17 protein-coding genes and 1 pseudogene are annotated in these 22,242 nt (G+C 49.1%); 11 read left to right on the plus strand and 7 right to left on the minus strand.

The window, feature by feature from the left end; all coding sequences use genetic code 11:
• Positions 1-346 precede the first annotated feature (346 nt).
• Positions 347-1,228, plus strand: a complete 882-nt coding sequence (nadC, locus tag H6F68_RS11560; protein WP_190559147.1) for a carboxylating nicotinate-nucleotide diphosphorylase — start codon at positions 347-349, stop codon at positions 1,226-1,228.
• 53 nt (positions 1,229-1,281) lie between these two features.
• On the plus strand, positions 1,282-3,051 hold the full coding sequence (gene argS / locus H6F68_RS11565; protein ID WP_190559149.1) for an arginine--tRNA ligase: 1,770 nt from the start codon (positions 1,282-1,284) through the stop codon (positions 3,049-3,051).
• Between the two features lie 35 nt (positions 3,052-3,086).
• Here the strand turns inward: argS and def are convergent, their stop codons facing one another.
• Positions 3,087-3,626, minus strand: coding sequence for a peptide deformylase (gene def / locus H6F68_RS11570; RefSeq protein ID WP_190559151.1), 540 nt, complete (start codon positions 3,624-3,626; stop codon positions 3,087-3,089).
• A gap of 88 nt (positions 3,627-3,714) precedes the next feature.
• Positions 3,715-4,845, minus strand: a complete 1,131-nt coding sequence (locus tag H6F68_RS11575) for an HhoA/HhoB/HtrA family serine endopeptidase (RefSeq protein ID WP_399313724.1) — start codon at positions 4,843-4,845, stop codon at positions 3,715-3,717.
• Between the two features lie 1,218 nt (positions 4,846-6,063).
• On the opposite strand from H6F68_RS11575, the gene dnaA reads away from it, so the two are divergent.
• Together dnaA and dnaN are read left to right on the plus strand one after the other, a co-directional pair.
• On the plus strand, positions 6,064-7,473 hold the full coding sequence (dnaA, locus tag H6F68_RS11580) for a chromosomal replication initiator protein DnaA (protein ID WP_190436271.1): 1,410 nt from the start codon (positions 6,064-6,066) through the stop codon (positions 7,471-7,473).
• A gap of 612 nt (positions 7,474-8,085) precedes the next feature.
• Positions 8,086-9,276 carry a DNA polymerase III subunit beta gene (gene dnaN, locus H6F68_RS11585; RefSeq protein ID WP_190559153.1) on the plus strand — a complete coding sequence of 397 codons (1,191 nt, stop codon included), beginning with the start codon at positions 8,086-8,088 and terminating at the stop codon, positions 9,274-9,276.
• Between the two features lie 149 nt (positions 9,277-9,425).
• Here the strand turns inward: dnaN and H6F68_RS11590 are convergent, their stop codons facing one another.
• Positions 9,426-10,613, minus strand: a complete 1,188-nt coding sequence (locus H6F68_RS11590) for a TRC40/GET3/ArsA family transport-energizing ATPase (protein WP_190436281.1) — start codon at positions 10,611-10,613, stop codon at positions 9,426-9,428.
• Positions 10,614-11,161: 548 nt separating this feature from the next.
• Between H6F68_RS11590 and H6F68_RS11595 the strand changes: the two genes are divergently transcribed.
• Complete coding sequence (locus H6F68_RS11595) at positions 11,162-13,489, plus strand: AMIN domain-containing protein (protein WP_190559155.1); 2,328 nt, start codon at positions 11,162-11,164, stop codon at positions 13,487-13,489.
• 128 nt (positions 13,490-13,617) lie between these two features.
• Here the strand turns inward: H6F68_RS11595 and H6F68_RS11600 are convergent, their stop codons facing one another.
• On the minus strand, positions 13,618-14,175 hold the full coding sequence (locus H6F68_RS11600) for a DUF3172 domain-containing protein (RefSeq protein ID WP_190436286.1): 558 nt from the start codon (positions 14,173-14,175) through the stop codon (positions 13,618-13,620).
• Between the two features lie 140 nt (positions 14,176-14,315).
• Between H6F68_RS11600 and H6F68_RS11605 the strand changes: the two genes are divergently transcribed.
• The 3 genes and pseudogenes from H6F68_RS11605 to H6F68_RS11615 all read left to right on the plus strand — a co-directional run.
• A complete protein-coding gene (locus tag H6F68_RS11605; protein WP_190553486.1) occupies positions 14,316-15,140 on the plus strand; it encodes an ABC transporter permease in 825 nt (274 codons plus the stop codon).
• A 19-nt stretch (positions 15,141-15,159) separates the two neighbouring features.
• Positions 15,160-15,327, plus strand: a complete 168-nt coding sequence (locus H6F68_RS11610; protein WP_190559157.1) for a hypothetical protein — start codon at positions 15,160-15,162, stop codon at positions 15,325-15,327.
• Positions 15,328-15,342: 15 nt separating this feature from the next.
• Positions 15,343-15,783: pseudogene (locus tag H6F68_RS11615) on the plus strand (hypothetical protein); the annotation flags it as partial.
• Positions 15,784-15,915: 132 nt separating this feature from the next.
• Here H6F68_RS11615 and ychF read toward each other — a convergent pair.
• Positions 15,916-17,004, minus strand: a complete 1,089-nt coding sequence (ychF, locus tag H6F68_RS11620; protein WP_190559161.1) for a redox-regulated ATPase YchF — start codon at positions 17,002-17,004, stop codon at positions 15,916-15,918.
• 51 nt (positions 17,005-17,055) lie between these two features.
• On the minus strand, positions 17,056-17,283 hold the full coding sequence (locus tag H6F68_RS11625) for a hypothetical protein (RefSeq protein ID WP_242065461.1): 228 nt from the start codon (positions 17,281-17,283) through the stop codon (positions 17,056-17,058).
• A 91-nt stretch (positions 17,284-17,374) separates the two neighbouring features.
• Between H6F68_RS11625 and H6F68_RS11630 the strand changes: the two genes are divergently transcribed.
• From H6F68_RS11630 to H6F68_RS11640, 3 genes are all read left to right on the plus strand, one after another.
• Positions 17,375-18,874 carry an aminotransferase class I/II-fold pyridoxal phosphate-dependent enzyme gene (locus H6F68_RS11630; protein ID WP_313930089.1) on the plus strand — a complete coding sequence of 500 codons (1,500 nt, stop codon included), beginning with the start codon at positions 17,375-17,377 and terminating at the stop codon, positions 18,872-18,874.
• 160 nt (positions 18,875-19,034) lie between these two features.
• On the plus strand, positions 19,035-19,637 hold the full coding sequence (gene cbiT, locus H6F68_RS11635; protein ID WP_190559165.1) for a precorrin-6Y C5,15-methyltransferase subunit CbiT: 603 nt from the start codon (positions 19,035-19,037) through the stop codon (positions 19,635-19,637).
• Positions 19,638-19,824: 187 nt separating this feature from the next.
• Positions 19,825-20,697, plus strand: coding sequence for a phosphatidate cytidylyltransferase (locus tag H6F68_RS11640; RefSeq protein WP_190436302.1), 873 nt, complete (start codon positions 19,825-19,827; stop codon positions 20,695-20,697).
• A gap of 46 nt (positions 20,698-20,743) precedes the next feature.
• Here H6F68_RS11640 and H6F68_RS11645 read toward each other — a convergent pair whose 3' ends face one another.
• Positions 20,744-21,571, minus strand: a complete 828-nt coding sequence (locus H6F68_RS11645) for a DUF2993 domain-containing protein (protein ID WP_190559167.1) — start codon at positions 21,569-21,571, stop codon at positions 20,744-20,746.
• Between the last annotated feature and the right edge of the window lie 671 nt (positions 21,572-22,242).

Below are 22,242 nucleotides of genomic sequence, written 5' to 3' on the forward strand. Positions count from 1 at the left end.
CAAACTATTCTCTTTTCTAGGTGCGGGGGCCGACTGATTCGGTGCGCTTTCGCGCCCCTTCTCCCTCGACCGCTTAGCCAATATAACGAAGTCCACACGGGGTTGTCAACCCCTTAAACCTGGTTTTTCTAAAATTGCCTCAAGGCAAGTTACTACATGGGTTTGAGCGATCGCAGCTTGTGGATAGCGACCGGAATGCCTATTTCTGACCTAGCTTTTTCAGAAAAATGCCTAGCAGTAAGTTCATTCGTAAATGTAAGTAAGGCGGAAAGCTGTTGTCTCTTCAGTACCCCACTTCAATGGGAGTATGAGTTAAAGAGGGGATTGCTGCTTAACTTTGACTTCCATGAAAAATTCAACTGCCGTAGTGCCACCATTTTTGGTCTTAGATCAATTGCTGCAAAGCTGGTTACTAGAGGATATTGGGCGAGGCGATCGCACCACTCAAAGTCTTTTAAGCCAAACTACAGACTTGAGGGAAGCCAAATGGATCGCTAAAGAGGCTGGAGTGATTGCTGGTCTACCAATCGCGGCGAGAGTTTTTCAGATTTTGAACGCGCAAGTTAGCTTAGTGACGGACATCGAAGAGGGCGAGTACTGTGAGGTTGGTCGAGTGGTGGCTCGGCTACACGGACCGATGGACGCGCTGCTGACAGGTGAACGAGTTGCTCTCAATTTAGCAATGCGACTGAGCGGAATTGCGACGGCCACTCGTCAGTATGTTGAGAAGATTGGCGACTTACCCACTCAATTAGTGGACACGCGCAAAACTACACCAGGTTTGAGATTGTTGGAGAAATACGCATCCCAAGTAGGTGGCGCTGTTAACCACCGCATGGGTTTGGATGATGCGGTCATGATTAAAGATAACCACATTGCAGCGGCGGGGGGAATTGGTGAGGCGATCGCTCAAGTCCGAGCGCAGATTCCTTACCCCCTGACAATTGAGGTAGAGACTGAAACTTTATCCCAGGTCGAGGCAGCACTGAAATTTGGGGCCGACATTATTATGTTGGACAACATGCCCTTGGAAGTAATGCGACAAGCCGTGGGTTTAATTCGGCAGGAAAATGAGCGGATTAAGATTGAGGCCTCAGGCAATATTACGCTGGCAACTATTAGAGCGGCAGCGGAAACGGGTGTAGACTACGTTTCTACTAGTGCTCCTATCACGCGATCGACTTGGTTAGACCTCAGTATGAAGCTAGAGGTTGATAATTGTAATTGATAGCCACTAGCGATAGTTTGTAGTTTTGCCTTGAGCACTTCTCATTTTTTGTTATGAGCTCTACGATTGAACAACTCAAAGCTCGGTTTAGCCAAGCCTTTGTTGCAGCTTTTGGGGCTGAGTTAGCTGATACAGACCCAATATTGGTGCCTGCTAGCAATCCCAAGTTTGGCGATTACCAATCTAATGCGCCACTCTCCTTGACGAAGAAGTTGGGACAGCCACCGCGCGCGATCGCAGAGCAAATTGTTCAGCAGTTGAATGTTTCTGATTTCTGTGCTCCCCCCATCATTGCTGGGCCTGGTTTTATCAACTTGACGCTCAAGCCAGAGTATTTAGCCGCTCAATTGCGATCGATGCAGGCGGGAGAACGACTAGGGATTGAGCCAGTAAAGCAGCCTCAAAAAGTAGTGGTTGATTTTTCTAGCCCTAACATTGCCAAAGAAATGCACGTGGGGCACTTGCGATCCACGATTATTGGAGATTCTGTTGCCCGCACTTTGGAATTTCGTGGGCATGATGTGCTGCGGCTGAATCATGTAGGCGATTGGGGCACTCAGTTTGGCATGTTGATTACCTACTTAAGAGAAGCCTGCCCAGAAGCCTTGACGACTTCCAATGCTTTGAAATTAGGCGATTTAGTGGCTTTCTACAAACGAGCCAAACAGCGTTTTGATGAAGACGAAGCCTTTAAGGAGGCCTCTCGGCAAGAAGTGGTGCGGTTGCAAGCTGGCGCAGAAGACTCAGTCAAAGCTTGGCAATTATTGTGTGAGCAGTCTCGGCAGGAGTTTCAGACAATTTACGATCGCCTAGATATCCACCTGACCGAGCGAGGAGAGTCTTTTTACAATCCCTTACTGGCAGCAGTGGTTGAGGACTTAGATAAGTTAGGACTTTTAGTAGAAGACCAAGGGGCAAAGTGTGTCTTCTTGGAAGGGTTTACGAATAAAGATGGGCAACCATTGCCGCTGATTGTGCAGAAATCGGATGGAGGCTACAACTACGCCACAACTGATTTAGCGGCGCTGCGTTATCGAATTCAACAAGACGAAGCCGATCGCATTATTTATGTGACGGATGCAGGGCAGTCGAACCACTTCGCTCAGTTTTTCCAAGTGGCTAAGCGGGCGGGCTGGATTCCAGAAACTGTTGAAGTTGTCCATGTGCCATTTGGTTTAGTGCAGGGTGAGGATGGCAAGCGGCTGAAGACTCGCTCTGGAGACACTATCCGGTTAAAAGATTTGCTGGATGAGGCGATCGTACGGGCTCGTGCAGATTTAGAAACTCGGTTGCAAGCAGAAGAAGGACGTGAGGAAACAGAAGAGTTTAAGCAACAGGTTGGTGAGGTAGTTGGTATTAGTGCAGTTAAATACGCCGACTTAAGCCAAAACCGTAACAGTAACTATATCTTTAGCTTCGACAAAATGTTGGCACTTCAAGGTAATACAGCACCTTACATGCTTTACACCTATGCACGGATTGCTGGGATTGCGCGCAAAGGCAAAGTTAATTTTGACCAATTGGGGACAAACGTTCAAATTATCCTGAAAGAAGACCTTGAAATTGCAATAGCTAAACAACTATTAAAGTTTGTTGACGTCATTCAGGAAGTCGAACAAGATTTATTGCCCAATAGAGTCTGTCAGTATTTGTTTGACCTGAGTCAATTGTTCAACAAAATTTATGACCGCGAGCGTGGTTTGCCAGTTTTAATGGCCGAGGAGCCAATACGAACCTCGCGATTAGTCCTATGCCATTTAACAGCCAAAACATTAAAGCTGGGCCTATCATTATTGGGTATTCCAGTTCTAGAACGGATGTAAGCACTTCTGCTTTGTAAGAAAGGGTAGATAAGTACCTACCCTTTTATTTCTTCAGTGATCAGTTTTTGATACTCTGTCTCTGTAAAAAGATCTTGTTCGCTCTCAACGCGATCGGGGAAGAGAATACCATCTAGATGGTCCAATTCATGTAGAAAAATACGAGCCACAAAATCAGTTAATTCTTGCTGTTGTAGTTGTCCCACGCGATCGCAATACTCAACTGTAATTGTTTTATATCTAGGAACTAATCCTCGTACATTTGGAACACTCAAACAGCCTTCCCATCCTTTTACTATCTCGTCAGTATGGGCCACAATGCGTGGGTTAATCATTGCGGTCGGCTCCATCGTCGGAGCCTGAGGATAGCGAATATTGGGACGAGAAGCCACGATAAATAAACGGCAAGAAGCTGAAATTTGGGGAGCCGCAATCCCGACCCCATTCGATTTTTCTACAGTCAGGAGTAAATCGTCGATTAGTTGCTGTAATTGCTGATCTTGAATTTCATCAACCGCTTGAGCTTGCTGTCGGAGGACAGGATTTCCTAATTGGGCGATCGCACGAACTTGGGTCATAACTTGATACTTGTGACTTGCCACAAAAAAGCCTTGCATTGATATCAATCTAGCAAGGCTAAGAGTTTAAGGACGAAGATAAAGCGGGTTATTCAGTCTGAGCGGTTTGAGTTGGGAAGGGGCCAGGTTGCACTGCCAAGTTGAGAGTTTGGCCGTTTCGGCGCAGTTCTAAACGGAGCGTGCCACCTACAGAGCTGTTTTCTACTGCTTGTTGAATTTCATCCGCTGAGGTCACAGCCCGACCATCCACTTTGCGGATCACATCTCCGATCCGTAGACCTGCTTTAGCGGCTGGAGAATTACGCATTACTCTTGCTACTAAGATGCCTTGATCCTCTTGCACTTGAATATTGCTATTGGGATCACTGTTGAGCGTTTTTCTCAGCTCTGGCGTCAGAGTTGCCATTTGAATCCCCAAGAAGGGATGGTCTACGCTTCCCTTGGCGACTAGCTGGTTAGCAATCCGCTGAGCTGTATTGATGGGGATCGCAAATCCTAAGCCTTGTGCCCCACCAATAATGGCGGTGTTCATACCAATCACTTGACCTTGCTGATTCAGCAGTGGCCCTCCGGAGTTACCAGGGTTAATCGCCGCATCAGTTTGAATAAAGCCAACTCGCTTATCTGGAACGCCCACCTGGGAGCTAGTCCGCCCCGTTGCACTGATAATGCCTGCGGTCACGGTGTTGTCTAGTCCGAGGGGGTTGCCGATCGCGATCGCCCACTCACCAGGTCTAATTTGCTCAGAATTACCCAGCTCGACCGTTGGCAAGTTACTGGCTTGAATCTTGATAACTGCCACATCTGTGACTGGATCTTGGCCCATGACTTTACCACTGAAGGTGCGGCCATCTTTCAATGCCACGGTTACAGTATCGGCTCCATCTACTACATGAGCATTAGTCAGCACTAAGCCATCCGCTTTGATAATGAAGCCAGAACCAGTTCCGCGCTCTACCCTGGTAGCAGGTCCAGAAGGAATCTCGGCTCCAAAAAATTGCCGGAAGAATGGATCGTTGAAAATTGCTGGGGTCCGTCTGGTCACAGTCCGAGCAGAGTCGATTCGGACTACGGCAGGACCGACTCTTTCCACTGCGGTGGCGATAAAGTTGGAGCCAGCAGTAATGGGTAAAGCTGGGATTTGAGCGACTGTGGTGGGAGCTACAGCTTGTTGAGCTAGCGAAGGCTTAGAGGCGAACCAGCGATCGCCCGCAAACATCAATCCAGCTCCCACCATGAGAGGCACTAGATAAGTTGCAGGCTTGGCCCAGATGGCTGGACTGGTAGCATTGTTTTTAGGAGTAGCAGGGGTAACTGTAACAGACTCGGATTGTTCTACCCCATCCTGAGTCTCAGAGCGACGCAACTCAGAGTCGTGATTTGTTGCCATTTATCTTCAGTCCTCGGTAACAATAAACTCAAATTTGCAAAGTGTCTGCGTTTTCACGCTAGGTTCTACGTCGATCTTCATGCCCGCAGACTTGGCTAGATTGATGTACAGCTTTTGATTAGAGCCCTTGGATGTTAGTGACTCTAGATATTCTTAATCTAAGAAACCGATGTGACATTGGGGTGACACTCTTATTCCAGGTTAATGAAACTAACTGTTTCCAGTAATTTGCATGGAATTAGACGGGCTGATCCAACTTTTTGCTCCCGTAACGCCCCCAATGTATCTTGAGAAAAATCTCGCCTTGTCAGTCAAAATTCGTCATTTCAATTTCATCTCGAGAACACAAGATTGACAAACTCAATTGATAGCTTATGAACACAGGTGAATGAATGGCACGGACAGGCCGATTGCTGTTAGCTTTTGGGAATCCTCATGCTCAATCACATGGCTATCAGCGATCGCCTGCTCCTTCCTTACTTAGCTCTTCTTATTTTAGAAACTTTCTTCAGGACGATCACGCCACAGCCTTTGTCCCTAGTCCTAGCCATTTCTGCCAGAAAGTTTGGTCGGAGTTTCTTAGGCTCCCCGGAGATGCTATAAGTATTCAGGAATACATTTATATTTTACTGAAGGCACTCTGGCCTAGCTCTGAGTGCTCGATAAGTTATTTTTTTGTTGCGATTTCTATTAGTTTTAACTCTTATCGTTAAAGGCGATCTTAGCGCCTCCCACTGTTGGCAAGCCGTAATTATACTGAAGCGTGTTAGTAAGTTAAATGGCTTACTGCTCTGCGATCGCCACTCTCAATGCTTTTTGATCCTTACTGAATCACTCCATGTATAGTGGTTTGCTAACAAAAACCTGCTTTGAACCACTACATAGAAGATTAGTCTAAACTTCAGGTATGTTGAGCAGCAAGCCCGGTGGCCTGCTCGTGTCGTGGTGATGTTGGATTATTTCCCTATTGCCAGGTCGATTCGGTGCATAGTTTACTAGTTAGTTCTTCATGTTTGTTCTCCTGAGCGTCAGCGGTAGAGGTTAGCGGTGGAAATCACTCTTGAAAGTCTCTGGAATCAAATACTAGAGCGCCTACAGCTGCAACTGAGCCGCCCGACCTTTGAGACATGGATTAAAACTGCCAGCGTTGAGCAACTGGAAAACAATTGCTTAGTCATTCGCACACCTAACCCCTTTGCGCGTAATTGGCTCCAGAAGTATTACGTCAAGACGATCGCCGACGTGGCTCAAGACATTCTGGGCTATAGCGTCGAGATTCACATCACTATTGCTGAGGGAGATGCAACCACCAACGGCGATTCTGAGGTTTTGTGGTCTTCTCCTAACGAAACACCCGCCGTCAGTGCTATTAGCAACGCCAGTAGTTCGAGTGCAGCCTACGCTAATCAGCAGTCGAAGCCGAAGGAACTCAACGTTAAATATGTGTTCTCGCGCTTTGTGGTGGGTCCTAACAATCGGATGGCCCACGCCGCGTCTTTAGCAGTGGCTGAGTCTCCTGGGCGCGAGTTTAATCCCTTATTCTTGTGCGGTGGGGTAGGACTAGGAAAAACTCACCTAATGCAGGCGATCGGCCACTATCGGTTAGAAATTTGCCCAGATTCCAAGATTTTCTACGTCTCTACCGAGCAATTCACTAACGACTTGATTGCTGCGATTCGTAAGGACAGCATGCAAAGCTTTCGGGAGCATTACCGCGCTGCCGATGTGTTGCTGGTAGATGACATTCAGTTCATTGAAGGCAAGGAATATACCCAAGAAGAGTTTTTTCACACCTTCAACACACTCCATGAAGCGGGTAAGCAGGTAGTTCTAGCGTCCGATCGCCCTCCTAACCACATTCCACGCCTGCAAGAACGTCTGTGCTCTCGATTCTCAATGGGGCTAATTGCCGATATCCAATCCCCCGACTTAGAAACTCGGATGGCGATTCTGCAAAAGAAAGCAGAGTACGAGAATATGCGCCTGCCTCGCGAGGTGATTGAGTACATCGCTTCTAGCTATACTTCCAACATTCGGGAACTTGAAGGGGCGCTGATTCGAGCAGTGGCTTATATTTCAATTTCCGGGCTACCGATGCGAGTGGAAAATATTGCTGCCGTCCTTAATCCCCCAGTTGAGCAAATTGAAGCCTCACCGGAAGCTGTCATGAATGCGGTGGCTGATGTATTTGATATTGCGGTAGAAGAGATTAAAGGCCAGTCCAGACGCCGAGAAATTAGCTTAGCGCGGCAGGTTGGTATGTACTTGATGCGCCAGCACACAGACCTGAGCCTACCGAAGATTGGCGAAGAATTTGGCGGCAAAGACCATACGACTGTGATGTATAGCTGCGACAAAATTGCTCAACTCCGTACTAGCGATCCCGGTATGGCCCAAACTCTGCGTCAACTCAGCGATCGCATTAATTTAGCCAGTCAAAGCAAAGAGCGATCGTAGACTCACTCACCTTCAATAACAGCAGCTCGTCTTTGGGAGCTAGAAACCAGGAGCCACAATCCAGAACTTTTGTGCTGCTCCTAGGTTCTGGCTCCCAACTTTTATAGAAAAGATGGAGGAGAACTTGCAGGTTTGTAGTACGCTAAATACAATACATCAGTACTAAATACTACAAGGTGAAATTGATTATGAGTGAACTTAATAGAAGTTCATTAAGTATTTTTAAGCAAAACTTGCCTGTGGAAAACTCTCTTATTTCTGTGGAAAACTCTGTGGAAAACCTGTGGAAAGTTCTGAATATCGGTGGAAAACTTTGATAGGTATAAATACCCTGTGGAAAAGTCGGCTATTTTTTCCACAGGTTTTCCACAGGGCAATATTGGTTCAAATCTAGACAGGATAAAGCTTTTAAAAGTTTTTCCACATTTTCCACAGGCCCTACTACTACTACTTTAAAAAATAGTTTTAAAGAGAAGAGTAGATAGACTATCAGGGCAAAGCTGAAAATAGGTGCTCTAGCTTGTTCAAGCTGAGAGTGATACGATGTCGTTCTCCCCACCAAGATTGCTCAAGTCACACCCTCCTGAGAAGAACTCGGCTAAATAAACTTCCATGAAATTGTTCTGTGCCCAAAGTGATCTCAGCGCTAATCTGTCGCTTGTTAGCCGTGCCATTCCTTCGCGACCGACTCATCCAGTTTTGGCTAACGTGCTACTCATTGCCGATGCGGCTGCACAACGAGTCAGCCTGACGGCATTTGACCTGAGTTTGGGAATTCGAACCAGTTTTGCGGCCCATGTGGAAACTGGAGGGGAAATTACACTGCCTGCCAAGTTGCTGAATGACATCGTTTCGCGCTTGCCAGAAGGGGAAATTAATTTAGCTGATGAAGCAGGAAACGCTGATGCCTCAGGTGAACCCAGCGATGTATTGCAAGCAACCCTTACTTGCTCCTCTGGCCGCTATCAAATGCGGGGGCTCAGTGCAGTAGAGTTTCCTGAGTTGCCTGTCATCGAAGACGGTGAAGTGGTTTACTTGCCTGTGGAAGCATTGGTGCAAGGCTTGCAGGGGTCTTTGTTTGCCACCAGTGCGGATGAAACGAAGCAAATTCTGACGGGTGTGCATCTGACCTTGCAGCAAGGAAGCTTGGAGTTTGCAGCGACGGATGGTCATCGCTTAGCCGTGGTGCAGACGACGGGAGAAACCCCAGATGCTCAAGCTGGAGCCGCGATCGCAGATACCGAACTTACAGTCACGATTCCTGCTAAGACGCTGCGTGAGTTAGAGCGCATGGTGGGAATGCGCCCAGCCGAAGATGCCGTGGCATTGCACCTCAACCCCAGCCAAGCAGTCTTTGAATGGGCTGACCAACGTTTAACCAGCCGCCTCTTGGAAGGTCAATATCCCAACTACCGCCAACTGATTCCCCGGCAGTTCTCACGGCAAATGACGGTAGAACGGCGATTGTTTCTGGGTGCGTTGGAGCGAATTGCGGTTTTAGCAGATCAAAAGAACAATGTGGTCAAGCTCAGCTTGGATCTGGAGCAGCAGGAGATTGCGCTTTCGGTGGATGCCCAAGATGTGGGGAATGGTCGAGAAGTGATTCCAGCTCAAGTATCGAGTGAAAGCGGCGACAGCCTAGATGTGGCGTTTAACGTCAAATACTTGATGGATGGCTTAAAAGCCCTAAATACATCTGAGATTCAGATGCAACTCAATTCAGCTACTACACCCGTAGTTTTAACCCCATTGGGCAGCATCAAGATGACTTACTTGGTGATGCCAGTACAAATTAGGAGTTAGGTATTGCTGTTTGAGGGAGCGATCGCAATACCATCTCCACTCAGCAATTAATAAGCCACTGAAAAACGGACATTGGGTTAAAAACACCAATTGTCCGTTTAGCTTTTACTATGACTGCTGAGATTGTGATTTCAGCTAAAACTAAGCTGCTAGACTCGAACGCTATCAGCAAAGCGGATTTTCAAGAAATCGTCCTCCATTTTGGCTCCAGCAGGTTGCAAAGCAGCCAAAGATTGAGGCAACACCAAGTTCCGGCGATGGTTGCCGATGCGAATATTGAGTTCGTCGCCGTTCTTGCTCAGTTCCACTTGGTTCTTAGGAATTCCAGGTAAATACACTTCCAAACTGTATTGATTCTGGTCTTGCACGATTCGCAGGGTGGTTTCTTTGTAGTAAACCTGTGCTGGATCTTCGTCTTTATATAGCGTGTCTTTCAAGCGTTCTAAAGCGGCCAGTCCGCACATTTCTTCCGAATAGAGGGGCACTTCCTTAACGGGCAGTGGACTGAAGTTGTCGTGAATTTCTTGGCGATATTGTTGTTGATTGGCTTTCCACTTTTGGAAAAATGGATCGCTGACTTCATCCGGCAGAATCCGGTTGGCGATGACTAAATCAGTTGCCACGTTGTAGAGGCTGAGATAAGCATGCGCCCGCAAAGACTCCTTAATCACCATCTTTTCGGGATTGGTGACAAGGCGAACCGAAGTTTGAGTGTTGTCAGTTAAGACTTTTTCGAGGGCTTCAATCTGCTGATAAAACTCGTAGGGTGCATCCATGACTTCGTTGTCAGGCAGCGAGAAGCCAGCCAGGGGCTTGAAAAAAGGCTCAATCAGCGGGCGCAAGGCGGCAGACACCTTCTGCAACGGCTTGTAGAAGCGCCGCATGTACCAGCCTGCCACTTCTGGCAAACTCAGCAGTCTTAAAGCGGTTCCGGTGGGCGCAGAATCGATAATCAGCACATCGAATTCGTTTTCGTCATAGTGCCGTTTCATCCGCACTAAGCTAAAAATCTCATCCATGCCCGGTAGGATGGCAAGTTCTTCGGCTTCAACTCCTTCTAAGCCTCGTGCTTGCAGGACTTGAGTAATGTAGCGTTTAACCGCACCCCAGTTGCCCTCCAACTCCATTAAGGCATCGAGTTCTGCCCCCCAGAGATTGGGACGAACGGTTCGAGGTTCATGCCCCAGTTCCATGTCGAAGCTATCAGCAAGAGAGTGGGCAGGGTCGGTGCTGAGAACTAAGGTTTTATAGCCCAGTTCGGCACAGCGCAGCCCAGTAGCTGCTGCAACGGAGGTTTTACCAACCCCTCCCTTGCCAGTCATGAGAATTACGCGCATGAATAATTTTGCCTTATCTAAGAATGATTAACATTCATTTACTTAATTATCCCTACTTTACAAAGCCCGGAGTGAGGGATCAATCTCAGCTACCAAGCTCAAGGGACTGGTAACAGAGCCTAGGGTGCGATCGCAAGCTTATTGCGAATCAATCGCGAACTTAACCACCCGCCGCAAAAGCCGCCATGATCAAGGCTGAAAGCAGAATTCCAGGTGTGAGTAGCATGACGAGCATCAGTAAATCGTGATTGGACATTAGCGGCTCCTAAACTTCTAAACTGATAACGAGTCGAGAGAAGAGAGATTGACAATAAGGTTTTGCCAAATTGAACTTAAACGTCCTTTTACACCTTAGCAAGTCTTGCTGGAGTGCTGTTTCAGTCTAGAGGGAGGCTTCTAAGTGCCAGCTAAAAGCGCTAAAAGTCTTTACGCCCCGTAGCTAAAAATTACCTAGAAAAACTTTCTTAAATTTAAGTATTGCAATCTCAGGCAGTACGATTATCCTGAATGCCAAGATTGGGTCTTGCTTACTCAAAAGCTTAAAAGCGATGCAGAATCAGAAATCGGTGTGGGGATTACCGTTGCGGCAACAAGTGATTTCGCTAGCACTGTCAGGAAATTGCCTATGGGCGACGCTTGGGCTTAGCGCTGGAGTGATAGGAGCGATCGCCCAGATAGCCCCAATTCAGGCAGCCATCCTGACTCAATGGCAATTTAACTCAGCCGCTAACCAGCTAGAAATCACGGTCCCAGAAGGCACTCAGCCCCGCTATTTCCTGCTCGCGAAACCTGCCCGCATTGTGCTGGACTTACCCAACACACAGATGGGTTCAGTGGCAACCGAGCAAACATTGTCTGGACCCGTGCAGCAAATTCGTGTGTCACAGCAGCAAGCTGGCTCTACTCGCATCGTCATGCAACTCGCTCCCAATGTGGTGTTTGCGCCCGGTCAGGTGAAGCTAGAACAGGCTGGCACTGGCAAGGCAGGGACTCGTTGGGTGCTGCGTCCTTTAATTGCTGGCAATAGTACCTCTACACCCACTGTCGCTGCCAAACCCGCTGCCCCAGCTACCGTCGTTACCAAACCCCAATCTGCTGCCCCTACTCCCCCATCTACACAGCCATCTGCCCCTGCTGCATCAAGTACTCAGCGATCGCAACCCTCTCTACCTGCGGCCCCAAATGAGCGATCGCAACCCACTTTGCAACCCTCTCCACCTGTGGTCACAAATGAGCGATCGCAACCAACTACCCCTGCTGCTCCTCCAAGAAGTCGAATTACGAGAAATGCTGCCGACCTATTAGCACCTGGCGATCGTTCATCTGATAACTCATCTGCACCCTCACCGGAATCGTCCCCTGCGATCGCAGCTCCAACAGCACCATCTCCTCAACCATCTGACCTATTAGGGCCAGCACCAGCAACTCCAGACACAGCCATCTTTAGTCCTCGGTTGTCGCCTGAGGTGACTACTGCTACGCCGACACCCAGACCGACTCAGAGTGCTCCAACTCGCGATCGCCAATCTCCAGCTACACCAGCAAAACCATCTGCGCCACCAAAACCTCCTGCACTTTCAACAGCCGCCCAACCAATAGCACAGCCAGCAGTCAAGCTGCCCCTACCCGCTCCAGCAGCTCAGCCCAACCGGGCCACAAGTACAGCGATCGCTCCAACTCCTGCGGTGACTCCTGTATCTAAACCGTTGCCAGAACCTCAGCCACCAGCAGTACTCGTTGTGGCAGAGCCAGTAGAAACGGCACCTGTTGCACCTGTTCAACCGGAGGTGAAACTTACTGCAAATCTGCCTCGACCTACTCCAGACCTAGAGACAGCAGTATTACCTCCTGCCAACTTTCGAGAGCAGCAGCCTGTAACCGTGAGTGTGCCGCCGATGAACAGTACTACTGCCTCTACTCAGGTGCCTCAATTAGGCGATCGCGTGCCAACTACCACTACTAATACGGAACCTAACTCTGGGTTGCCTCCAGCGGTTTTTACGCCACAGCCCAGCGCCACTGTAACCGTGCCATCGTTGTCGTCTACGCCACAATCTGCACCGACCCGTACAATCTCGATAAACTCGCCCAAATCACCTAAAACAACAGATGGCGATGAAGTTGTGGGACGGGTAATTGAGTTTGGTCAACCTTTAGCCGCTACCAGCTCCGCGCCTGCTGCCGCCCTACCTCCCAGCTTGCCGACTTTGGAGGCAGGGGCCGAACCTTTACCTGTAGAAACTCCCAATGCTGTCAGTGCCAGAACTACCGCTCCGGTAACAGTGCCCCCCTTGACTCGTCCAACCACCAGCACCGCTCCTACCGAATTGGATTTTGAACGTCCACCCACTCCACAAGCCGCACAACCAGAAAGCTCGAGCTTAGTAGCTGTGGGCAGTGGAATTGTGTTGCCCACTGGCACCACATTACAACTGCAATATTCTGGGACTGAAGTTTTGGAACTGAGGCCAGGAGCGCCGCAGCAAGAAGTGCTGTTGTTGCAAACAGAGATTCGCGATCGCAACGGTAGCATCTTGGCTCCAACTGGGGCACCCGTCATTGGACGCTTTGAAACGACGAGTGGTGGTAGCCGCTTTGTGGCGCAGGCCATTAGCTTACAAGGTCGAAATGTACCACTCGCGGCTGAATCAGCACTTCTGGGAGGCAAACTGAAAGTTGCACAGGATAAAGTTGTGAGAAATTCAGCTCTAGGAGCGTTGGCTGGAGCCTTGGTGGGTGGCTTATCTGGCGAAGAAGTGATTGGGGGCGCAGCCGCGGGGGCCGCAGTGACTTACCTAGCTTCACCCAAACCCGCCAAGCTCCAACCAGGCCAAGTAATACGAGTACGCCTGACAGAAGTACTGCGATCGCCTTAACCCCTCGGCCTATGCTTCACACAAGTTCCTTCACTAGCAAATTGAATCCATAAAAAATTCCGCCCTAGTTGCAGCGTTGCCATACTAACTAGAGCGGAATTCTGTTTAACTAAATTGCGCGTGTTGGATTAGAACTTGTCGCTTTCGGGTAGGGGCGCACCGCCAGAACCAGACTGATTCAGGAAGAGGTTCTGTGCTGCGTCGTTTTGATAGATGCAACTGATTTGGGGTGAGCTTTCCAGGGTTCCAGTAAAACCAAAGGTATTCATTCGGTTTTTACATTCACGCAGTTGATCTCCGGAAATTAAGTTACGTTGCCGGAGGACTTCCCAGTTACTGCTGCGTAAGACGCATCCTGGCTGCATCTTAGGTTGAGAAATATACACACTAAAAGGGTTGAGCGTCACAAACACTCTGGTGTCCATTGTGATCGCGCTAGCGCCGTACTGCACACAGATTTCTGGGTTGGGAGCAGCTCGGTCAATAAACTCACGAGTAGCCACGTTCTCAGGCCCAGAGCTAGCCACAGAGCTAAACGCAATGCCAATACCAATCCCTAAAATAAAGACACCGCTCAAAATTGCTAGCGTCGTGGCGCTTAACGCCGAAGCAAACGATGAGCCGTTGCGGCTAGGACTAGCAGCAGGACGAGCTGGTGGTGGTGAAGGCTTAGGTCTGCGATTCATGGCGACTGATTGAATTTTGAGTAAATAACAAAGTAACGTTGCAACTGCGCTTCTTCTCCCAGTATGCCGTTAATTTTTCGGCAATCTGAGCCGTGTGACAATAGGAAGGCTTGTGTGGTCAAGTTTTTGGGCGATTAACCGTGACTTCTTCATCTCCATTTCGACAAGGAAAACCTTTTAATTCACCCACTCAAAACATTTTGGGAGATAGCCTCACGGTTTTGTGGGGAGATTGGCTAGATTTAAGAATCCGGATTGCCCAAATTGCGGCGTCTGGTTTAGTATCGCCCCTTATTTATATTTTGGCGTTTGGTTTGGGTTTAGGCAGCTCTTTGGATAAAGTGGCTCAACCCTCGGCAGGCGAGAATTACTTGCAATTTATTTTGCCTGGAATGGTGGCGTTATCGTCAATGGCAATTAGTTTTGGCGGTACCACTTTCTCGATTTGTGGAGAGCGACTATTTACCAAGACGTTTGAAGAAATGCTGTTGCTCCCAGTGCATCCTTTGTCGTTGTTTCTCGGCAAGATGCTAGCGGGTGTGATTCGGGGTTTGATGACTTCAGGTTCAGTCATTCTGGTTGCTATCTTGTTTACAGGGAAGATTTGGAGCTTCTTAAATCCACTATTTCTGCTATTGCTAGTGCTAAATTGTGCGGTGTTTGCAGGTTTGGGTGTGATTGTGGGCTTGAGCGTGCGATCGCTCGAAAGTGTGGGTCTCTACAACAACTTCTTGATTGTGCCGATGTCATTTCTCGGAGCCACATTTTTCGATCCCGCAGCATTACCTGTGGCGCTCAAGGGAATTGTGTATTTGCTGCCACTGACCTATGCCAGCATTGGCTTACGAGCTGCAGCCTACTTACCGTTGAGCCAGTTTCCTTGGTATAGCATTGGGGTATTACTGTTAGCGGCGATCGCTCTCTCCGCGATTGGAGCGTACAAATTCTCTCATCAACAGGATTAAGCAATCATGGCCTCAGATTATGCTCCCTGCGATCGAGCCTTTGCTGAGCTTGCTCCACCGGATGGATGACGAAGGCAATGACTGGATCGGAGAAGAATTGCCAGAAGTTTTTGGCATGATTGGAGCCGCAGCTATTTCAGCTCTTAGCGCTTACCTGGGTGATAAAACACATGGGCTTTCGGCATGAACCGCAGCATCTGAGGCTTTGGTAAAGATTGCTGAGCAGCATCCAGAAACACGAGAGCAATCTATTGCCGCGATCGCTCACCAGCTAGAGCAGTTTACCAAGAACAACCCAGTGCTAAACGGCATGCTGGTTGCAGCATTGCTGGACCTGAAGGCGGTGGAAGCTGCCCCGGTTATGGAAAGAGCTTTTGCTGCTAATCGAGTCGATGAAACGATCGCGGGTGACTGGGAGGAGGTGCAGTTAGATCTATGGATGGTCTCCAAGCTAGAGTTGCGCCAGCGCCGATTTGAAGCAACAAAACGTCCCGTGGTTGATTTCTCTTCAGTCGCCAACCCAAACCAGAAGTCACAGGTTTTGGCTCATCTTCTTCTGAGAAATCTAAGAAAAAGGGTAAGAAGAAGAAATAGGCGATCGCATATGGTGCGTTGCAACGTACCGAATTCAATTCCCGAGTGATGCCCGAAAGAGGTAAGCGATCGCCTCCATGAATTCTTAGAGCGGTGCGTTGCAATGCACCCTACGGGGGTGAATGGGCAACAAAAAAGGTGAGCGATCGCCCACCCCACAAAACTCTCCAATTGTTGAAATTTAGACGTTGAAACGGAAGAGCAGTACGTCGCCTTCTTGGACGATGTATTCTTTACCTTCACTGCGAACTAAGCCTTTCTCCTTCGCAGCAGTCATCGAACCTGTGGTAGTCAAATCTTTGTACGCAACTGTTTCAGCTCGGATGAAGCCGCGTTCAAAGTCGGAGTGAATTACACCAGCAGCTTGAGGCGCAGACATGCCAGCTTTAATCGTCCAAGCGCGGGTTTCTTTGGGACCAGTGGTGAAATAGGTGCGGAGACCCAAGAGTTCGTAGGTGGCGCGGATGAGGGATTTGAGGCCACCTTCTTCTACACCCAAGGAAGCCAAGAAATCTTGGCGCTCATCTTCAGGGATTTCGATCAGTTCTGACTCAACTTGAGCCGAAACGACCACCACTTGCGCTTCTGAGCCTGCATGCTGCCGTACTTGCTCCACGTGAGCATTCCCCGTCGCGAGGTCATCTTCTGAAACGTTGGCGGCATAGATGATCGGCTTGCGAGTTAGCAGACCCAAGGGCTTGACGATGATTTCTTCTTCCTCGTTCAGGTCTACTTGGCGAGCTTGTTTGCCTTCGTTGAGGGCGGCGCTTAGTTTTTCCAGTGCGCCCAGCTCAATTTGAGCTTCTTTGCTGGTGCGGGCATTTTTGCGAGTGCGCTCAATCTTGCGATCGATTTGAAATAGATCAGACAATCCTAGTTCTAGGTTGATCACTTCGATGTCGCGGACTGGATCAACCGAACCGGAGACGTGGATGATGTCGTCGTTCTCAAAGCAGCGCACCACATGCACGATCGCATCGACTTCGCGAATATTGGCGAGAAATTGGTTGCCCAACCCTTCCCCTTTGCTAGCACCTTTCACCAATCCAGCAATGTCTACAAACTCAACTCGTGTGGGCACAATTTCTGCTGAGCTAGAAATCTGAGCAAGGGCTTGCAGTCGCTCATCAGGAACCGCGACCACGCCAACATTTGGTTCGATGGTGCAGAAAGGAAAGTTGGCAGCTTGAGCTTTGGCATTAGCGACCAAAGCATTGAATAAAGTTGATTTTCCGACGTTGGGCAGTCCAACAATCCCGGCTCTTAGCATGTCAGTTCGGTTGCGTGAGTAAACAATTCAGCAGATGGGCTGATATTGATTTTATTGCGGTTCCGGAATCGTTTGTGGAATTGGCGCGGGGACTGTTTGTGGGATTGGTGCGGGAACAGTCTCAGGAACTGGGCTGGGAATGGTTTCAGGGACAACTTGGGGAATCGGTTCGGGCACAGGGCCAGGAATGGGTTCTGGAATCATCGGGCCTGGGTTTGGTTCTAATGGACCCGGACCCGGTGTGGGGATTTGTGGCTCTGGAATGCTAATCATGTACATGGCGATCGCGCTCCGTTAGATAACGCTTCCACGGTACATGGCGATCGCGCCGTTGCCATCTCTCATAAGTAACGACCGAACTTTAGATCTTGTGAATTTTTCTGACTTACAACACCAAACCCCTTTGCTTGATGCTTTACGGCATTGTGCTCAACGACCCAACACACCGTTTTACGCACCGGGGCACAAACGCGGGCAAGGAGTTCCATCGCAACTCTCCGATCTCTTAGGAACTGAAGTCTTTCGGGCTGATCTACCAGAGTTGGTGGAATTAGATAACCTATTTGCGCCTCAAGGACCAATCCAAGCCGCGCAAGAGCTAGCTGCACAAGCCTTTGGAGCGGAGCAAACTTGGTTTTTGGCAAATGGTTCTACTAGTGGTGTGATTGCTGCGATTCTTGCAACTTGTAATCCGGGCGATCGCATCATTTTGCCGCGCAATGTCCACCAATCGGCAATTTCAGGCTTGATTCTCTCTGGGGCCATTCCGGTGTTTGTGGAGCCAGAGTACGATCCGGTTTTGGATTTGGTACATAGCATTACCCCTGCTAGCGTGGCTGCTGCCCTAACGCAATACCCCGATGCCAAGGCCGTGCTAATGGTTTACCCCACCTATTACGGGGTCTGTGGAGATGTCCAGGCGATCGCTCAACTCGCCCACGCGCAGGGCATCCCATTATTGGTAGATGAAGCCCACGGACCGCATTTTGCTTTTCATCCAGAGTTGCCAACTGCTGCCTTAACTGCTGGGGCTGATTTGGCGGTGCAATCGATTCATAAAGTGCTGTCAGCCATGACCCAAGCGGCAATGTTGCATGTGCAGGGAGAACGGGTAGATCGCGATCGCCTTACCAAAGCCTTGCAACTTGTCCAATCCACCAGCCCCAGCTATCTCTTGTTGACTTCACTAGATGCGGCACGTCAACAGATGGCAACTCAAGGCCAAGCACTGATGACCCAGACCTTGCAACTCGCAGACTTAGCCAGAACCCAAATTAGCCAAATTCCTGGCCTGCAAGTTTTGCAACCAGAGCAAGCTGGCTCTCCCGGATTTGCAACGCTCGATCGCACCCGCTTAACTGTGACAGTTTCAGATTTAGGATTGACAGGTTTTGAAGCCGATGAAATCCTCAACGAAGAATTTGGCGTCACTGCTGAACTTCCCTCCCTGCAACATCTGACATTTATCATCAGCTTGGGAAATACTGAGGCTGATATTCAACAGCTAGTAATGGCGCTTAAATCGTTGACGGAAGGGCATCATGGTTCTCCACCTAGCAACCTTGTAGGGGCGAACGGCCGTTTGCCCCTACCCAATGTGGTGTTGTCACCGCGTGACGCTTGGTTTGCTCCGACTGAGACTGTAGCGATCGCCCAAGCAGTGAATCGAGTCAGCGCCGAACTGGTTTGCCCCTATCCTCCCGGAATCCCCGTCTTGGTGCCAGGAGAAGCGATCGCACCAGAAGCAATCAACTATCTACAACAAGTCCTAGCTGCGGGAGGTTTTATCACAGGTTGTGCGGATGCTAGCTTGCAAACACTAAAAGTGGTCCAAGAGGAAGCAGGAAAAATAAGGAATGAAAAAGCTTAAAGCAATGAATAAAGGTTGAGCTAAACCTCTAAACTTCAGTGTTGGCCAGCACTAATTTTTCTAGACTGGTAGGAATTACGATGAAGTCATTCCTTTAATTTTCTTGGTTTCGCTTCTTTGATCTCCATCCTTCCTCCCTCATCCTTCATCCTCTAAAGCCATGTCTTCTCCCCTCTGGCCCTATGTGACTCCTGGCATTCCTGATGATTTGTTCGAGCGGTTGCCTGGGATTCCGATGAGCCAGCGGGAGGTGCGGTTGTTACTGGTGTCTCATCTGCGGTTATGCTCAGACTCGATTCTGTGGGACATTGGGGCGGGGACAGGCACAATTCCGGTGGAAGCAGGATTGCTGTGCCCAAAGGGACGAATTGTGGCGATCGAGCGAGATGAGGAGGTCGCGAGTTTAATTCGGCGGAACTGCGATCGCTTTGGGGTCAAGAATGTGGAAATCGTGGAAGGCAGTGCCCCCGAATGCCTGGCAAACATTCAGCATCGGCCTAACCGTGTTTGCCTAGAGGGTGGCCGTTCAATTAAAACCATCCTAAAAGCTGCGTGGGAACATCTCGATTTACAGGGGCGGGTAGTTGTGACTGCTTCCAGCCTGGAGGGTTTGTATGCCGCCTCCGAGAGCTTTTCGGAATTGCAGGTTCGCAATATTGAAGTGGTGCAATCGGCCATGAACCGTTTAGAGAAGCGAGGCATGAATCAAACCTTTGCTTCAGTAGATCCGATCTTTGTCCTCAGCGGCGAGAAGCTAGAGTGAGCTTGAATTTGCTCTGAATTGCTTAAAGTGTGCCAAAGTAATTCTTAACCTTCAGCTAACCTTATGATTCGGCTCTAGCCTAGACTGAGGCCAGATTGGAGTGTGCCTACCGATTCCTCAGGGACTCTAGAAAAGTTCCATACTGTAGGAATTGCGGGGTGAACAATTCATGTAAGAAACCTATCTTATGCCTTGGTCTCGGATTGTTAGTGGAATTATTGCGATCGCCCTGGCTCTAGCTTTGACAGTTGTGGGGGGCTGGTACTACACCTTGGCGTTTGGTGTGCTGATTTATTTAGGCCAATTAGAGTATTTTCAACTAGTTCGCGCTAAAGGGATATTACCTGCTGCTAAGACAACGCTGGTCGTCAGTCAAGCGTTATTGGTGCTCTCTACAATCGCCCCAAACTTAGCAGACGCTGTGTTTCCCGTTGCGGGCACGTTTATCTGTTTCTATCTTCTGTTTCAGCCCAAATTTGCCACGATCGCCGATATTTCCGCCTCGATCATGGGCCTGTTTTATGGAGGCTATTTACCGAGCTATTGGGTGAGGCTGCGATCGCTAGGCACGATTGAGCACAGCAACCTGCCGCTGTGGGGCTACTGGCCTGAGCAATGGACCAATTTGCAGGCACTACCCCAAGGTTTGACCGCGACTTTACTCGCATTCTGCTGTATTTGGGCCGCTGATATTGGCGCTTATACCTTTGGTAAATTCTTTGGTCGCACCCGCCTCTCAGACATCAGCCCCAAGAAAACAGTAGAAGGAGCAGTGTTTGGGGTGTTTGGCAGCATTGCCGTTGCGATCGCTGGTTCCTGGTGGCTAGATTGGTCCGGGTGGCCTCTGACTGGCTTTGCCTTAGGTCTGTTAATCGGCATTGCTAGCTTACTAGGAGACCTGACAGAATCGATGATGAAGCGAGATGCAGGAGTCAAAGATTCGGGACAGCTCATCCCTGGACATGGTGGCATTCTCGATCGCGCTGATAGTTACGTGTTCACAGCGCCACTGGTCTATTATTTCGTGACGCTGCTACTGCCGCTTTTACCTCAGACTTAAATAAAGAGAGAAAGGTAATGCCTTTGACATTACCTTTTTCTAATTTCTATGCTGGCGTGACCATAATGCGACCGCGACAAATTAGGGTGCTGTTTTCTAAAGACAATTCTTGAAGGTCCACTTCTGGTCCTAGGTCTATTTCAAAGCCGTCTAGATCGCCTAAAGGCAGACCCCGCTTCGCTTGAAGATGGGTTAACCACTGGGGGCGATCGAGCTGCAAAGTATGACCGTTTTTGAGCCGTAACCCAGTACGAATCACGATTGGGGTAAGCGTTCCACTCACAGCGACCAGACTGGCACTGAGCGTCAGTTGACCCGCAGCAATAATGATTTGCGAGTTTTGCAAGTTAATTGCTTGGTGCCCAGGCAGGGGTGCATCCAAAACTGCTTGAATTTCTGATTTCAGCAGAGTGGCTAAGAATTCTGCTAAAGCGTTGGCCAACAAAGGGGCGGACAGTGAAGCATTTAGGTCTGCTTCTTCTAGCACTAAGCTGCCTGTGACGGGGATCGGTTCTAACAGATTCAGCGGTTTACCCCGCATGACTTGACCCAAATTAATCCGAATGTTTTCTCCGACGAGCTGCAAGTGACTGAGATGCAGCCCTTGGTAAATCGCTTTGTGCGCTGTGATCCCCACTCGCTGAATTTGACCCGTCAGGATGCGGCGATCGCCCCCTTCAATCTTGACTTGCAACTCTTCTACCTGCTCCACCTGCGATCGCAACCACAGCCTCACTGCGGGCGACAACACCTTGCTGATCAGTTGGCTTTGCTTTGGGGTGGGTGAGTTGGCAGCTAAATCTACAGGAGATTGGGGCTGAGCAGAGTCAGGAGAGGGAGGACCCACTTTAGGAGAACTGGAGCTAGAATCCATTGCTTTAGAACTGGAGAAAAGGGTAGAGAACACAGATGATGTCGCCGTAACTGTCTGCTCAGACTGCAACCTGAGAATAGCAAGCGATTAGATAGAGCGAGATTGCGTACTGCAAGCAATGACGTTAGTTGCAGCCCAAAAGGTTGCAGAGCCATGCGTGCATCATGCAACCCCCACTGCAAAAAAGCTTACAGGAAGGCCGCAAAATTCCCACCATGACGTTGGTGAAGCAATTGTCATCAGTTCATAACTGAACGCTGAGCCTGGCGAGCTGGCGATCGCCAAAGTGTATAGATACTTGATCCCCAGTCCTCAATTAATGTCATGAAAACATAACATATGATCCCCGGTCACCTTGTAAATGCGTAGAAGTGCTTAAAATTGCCATTTTTACCTCTTGACCCAGTTAAATCTTTTCTGCAACATATGAGTAACCTAACGATCCCAGCGATCCCAAATGAATTCTGGTTTACTAACCACTTTTCCTAAACCGTTGACGATGGAAAAAGCAACGGGGATCAATCCTCAATACTTTTTAGCAATCGCGGGATCAATCACTGGGTTACTCAGGAATTCGCACAAGGAATGTAGAGTTTTTTTGAACTCACTAGCCTGCTTTCGAGCGTAGTCTTCTAGCCAATGAGCTAGAACATTGCCTCATATCGATCATC

It is taken from the genome of Trichocoleus sp. FACHB-262 (assembly GCF_014696035.1).
GTDB lineage: Bacteria > Cyanobacteriota > Cyanobacteriia > FACHB-46 > FACHB-46 > Trichocoleus.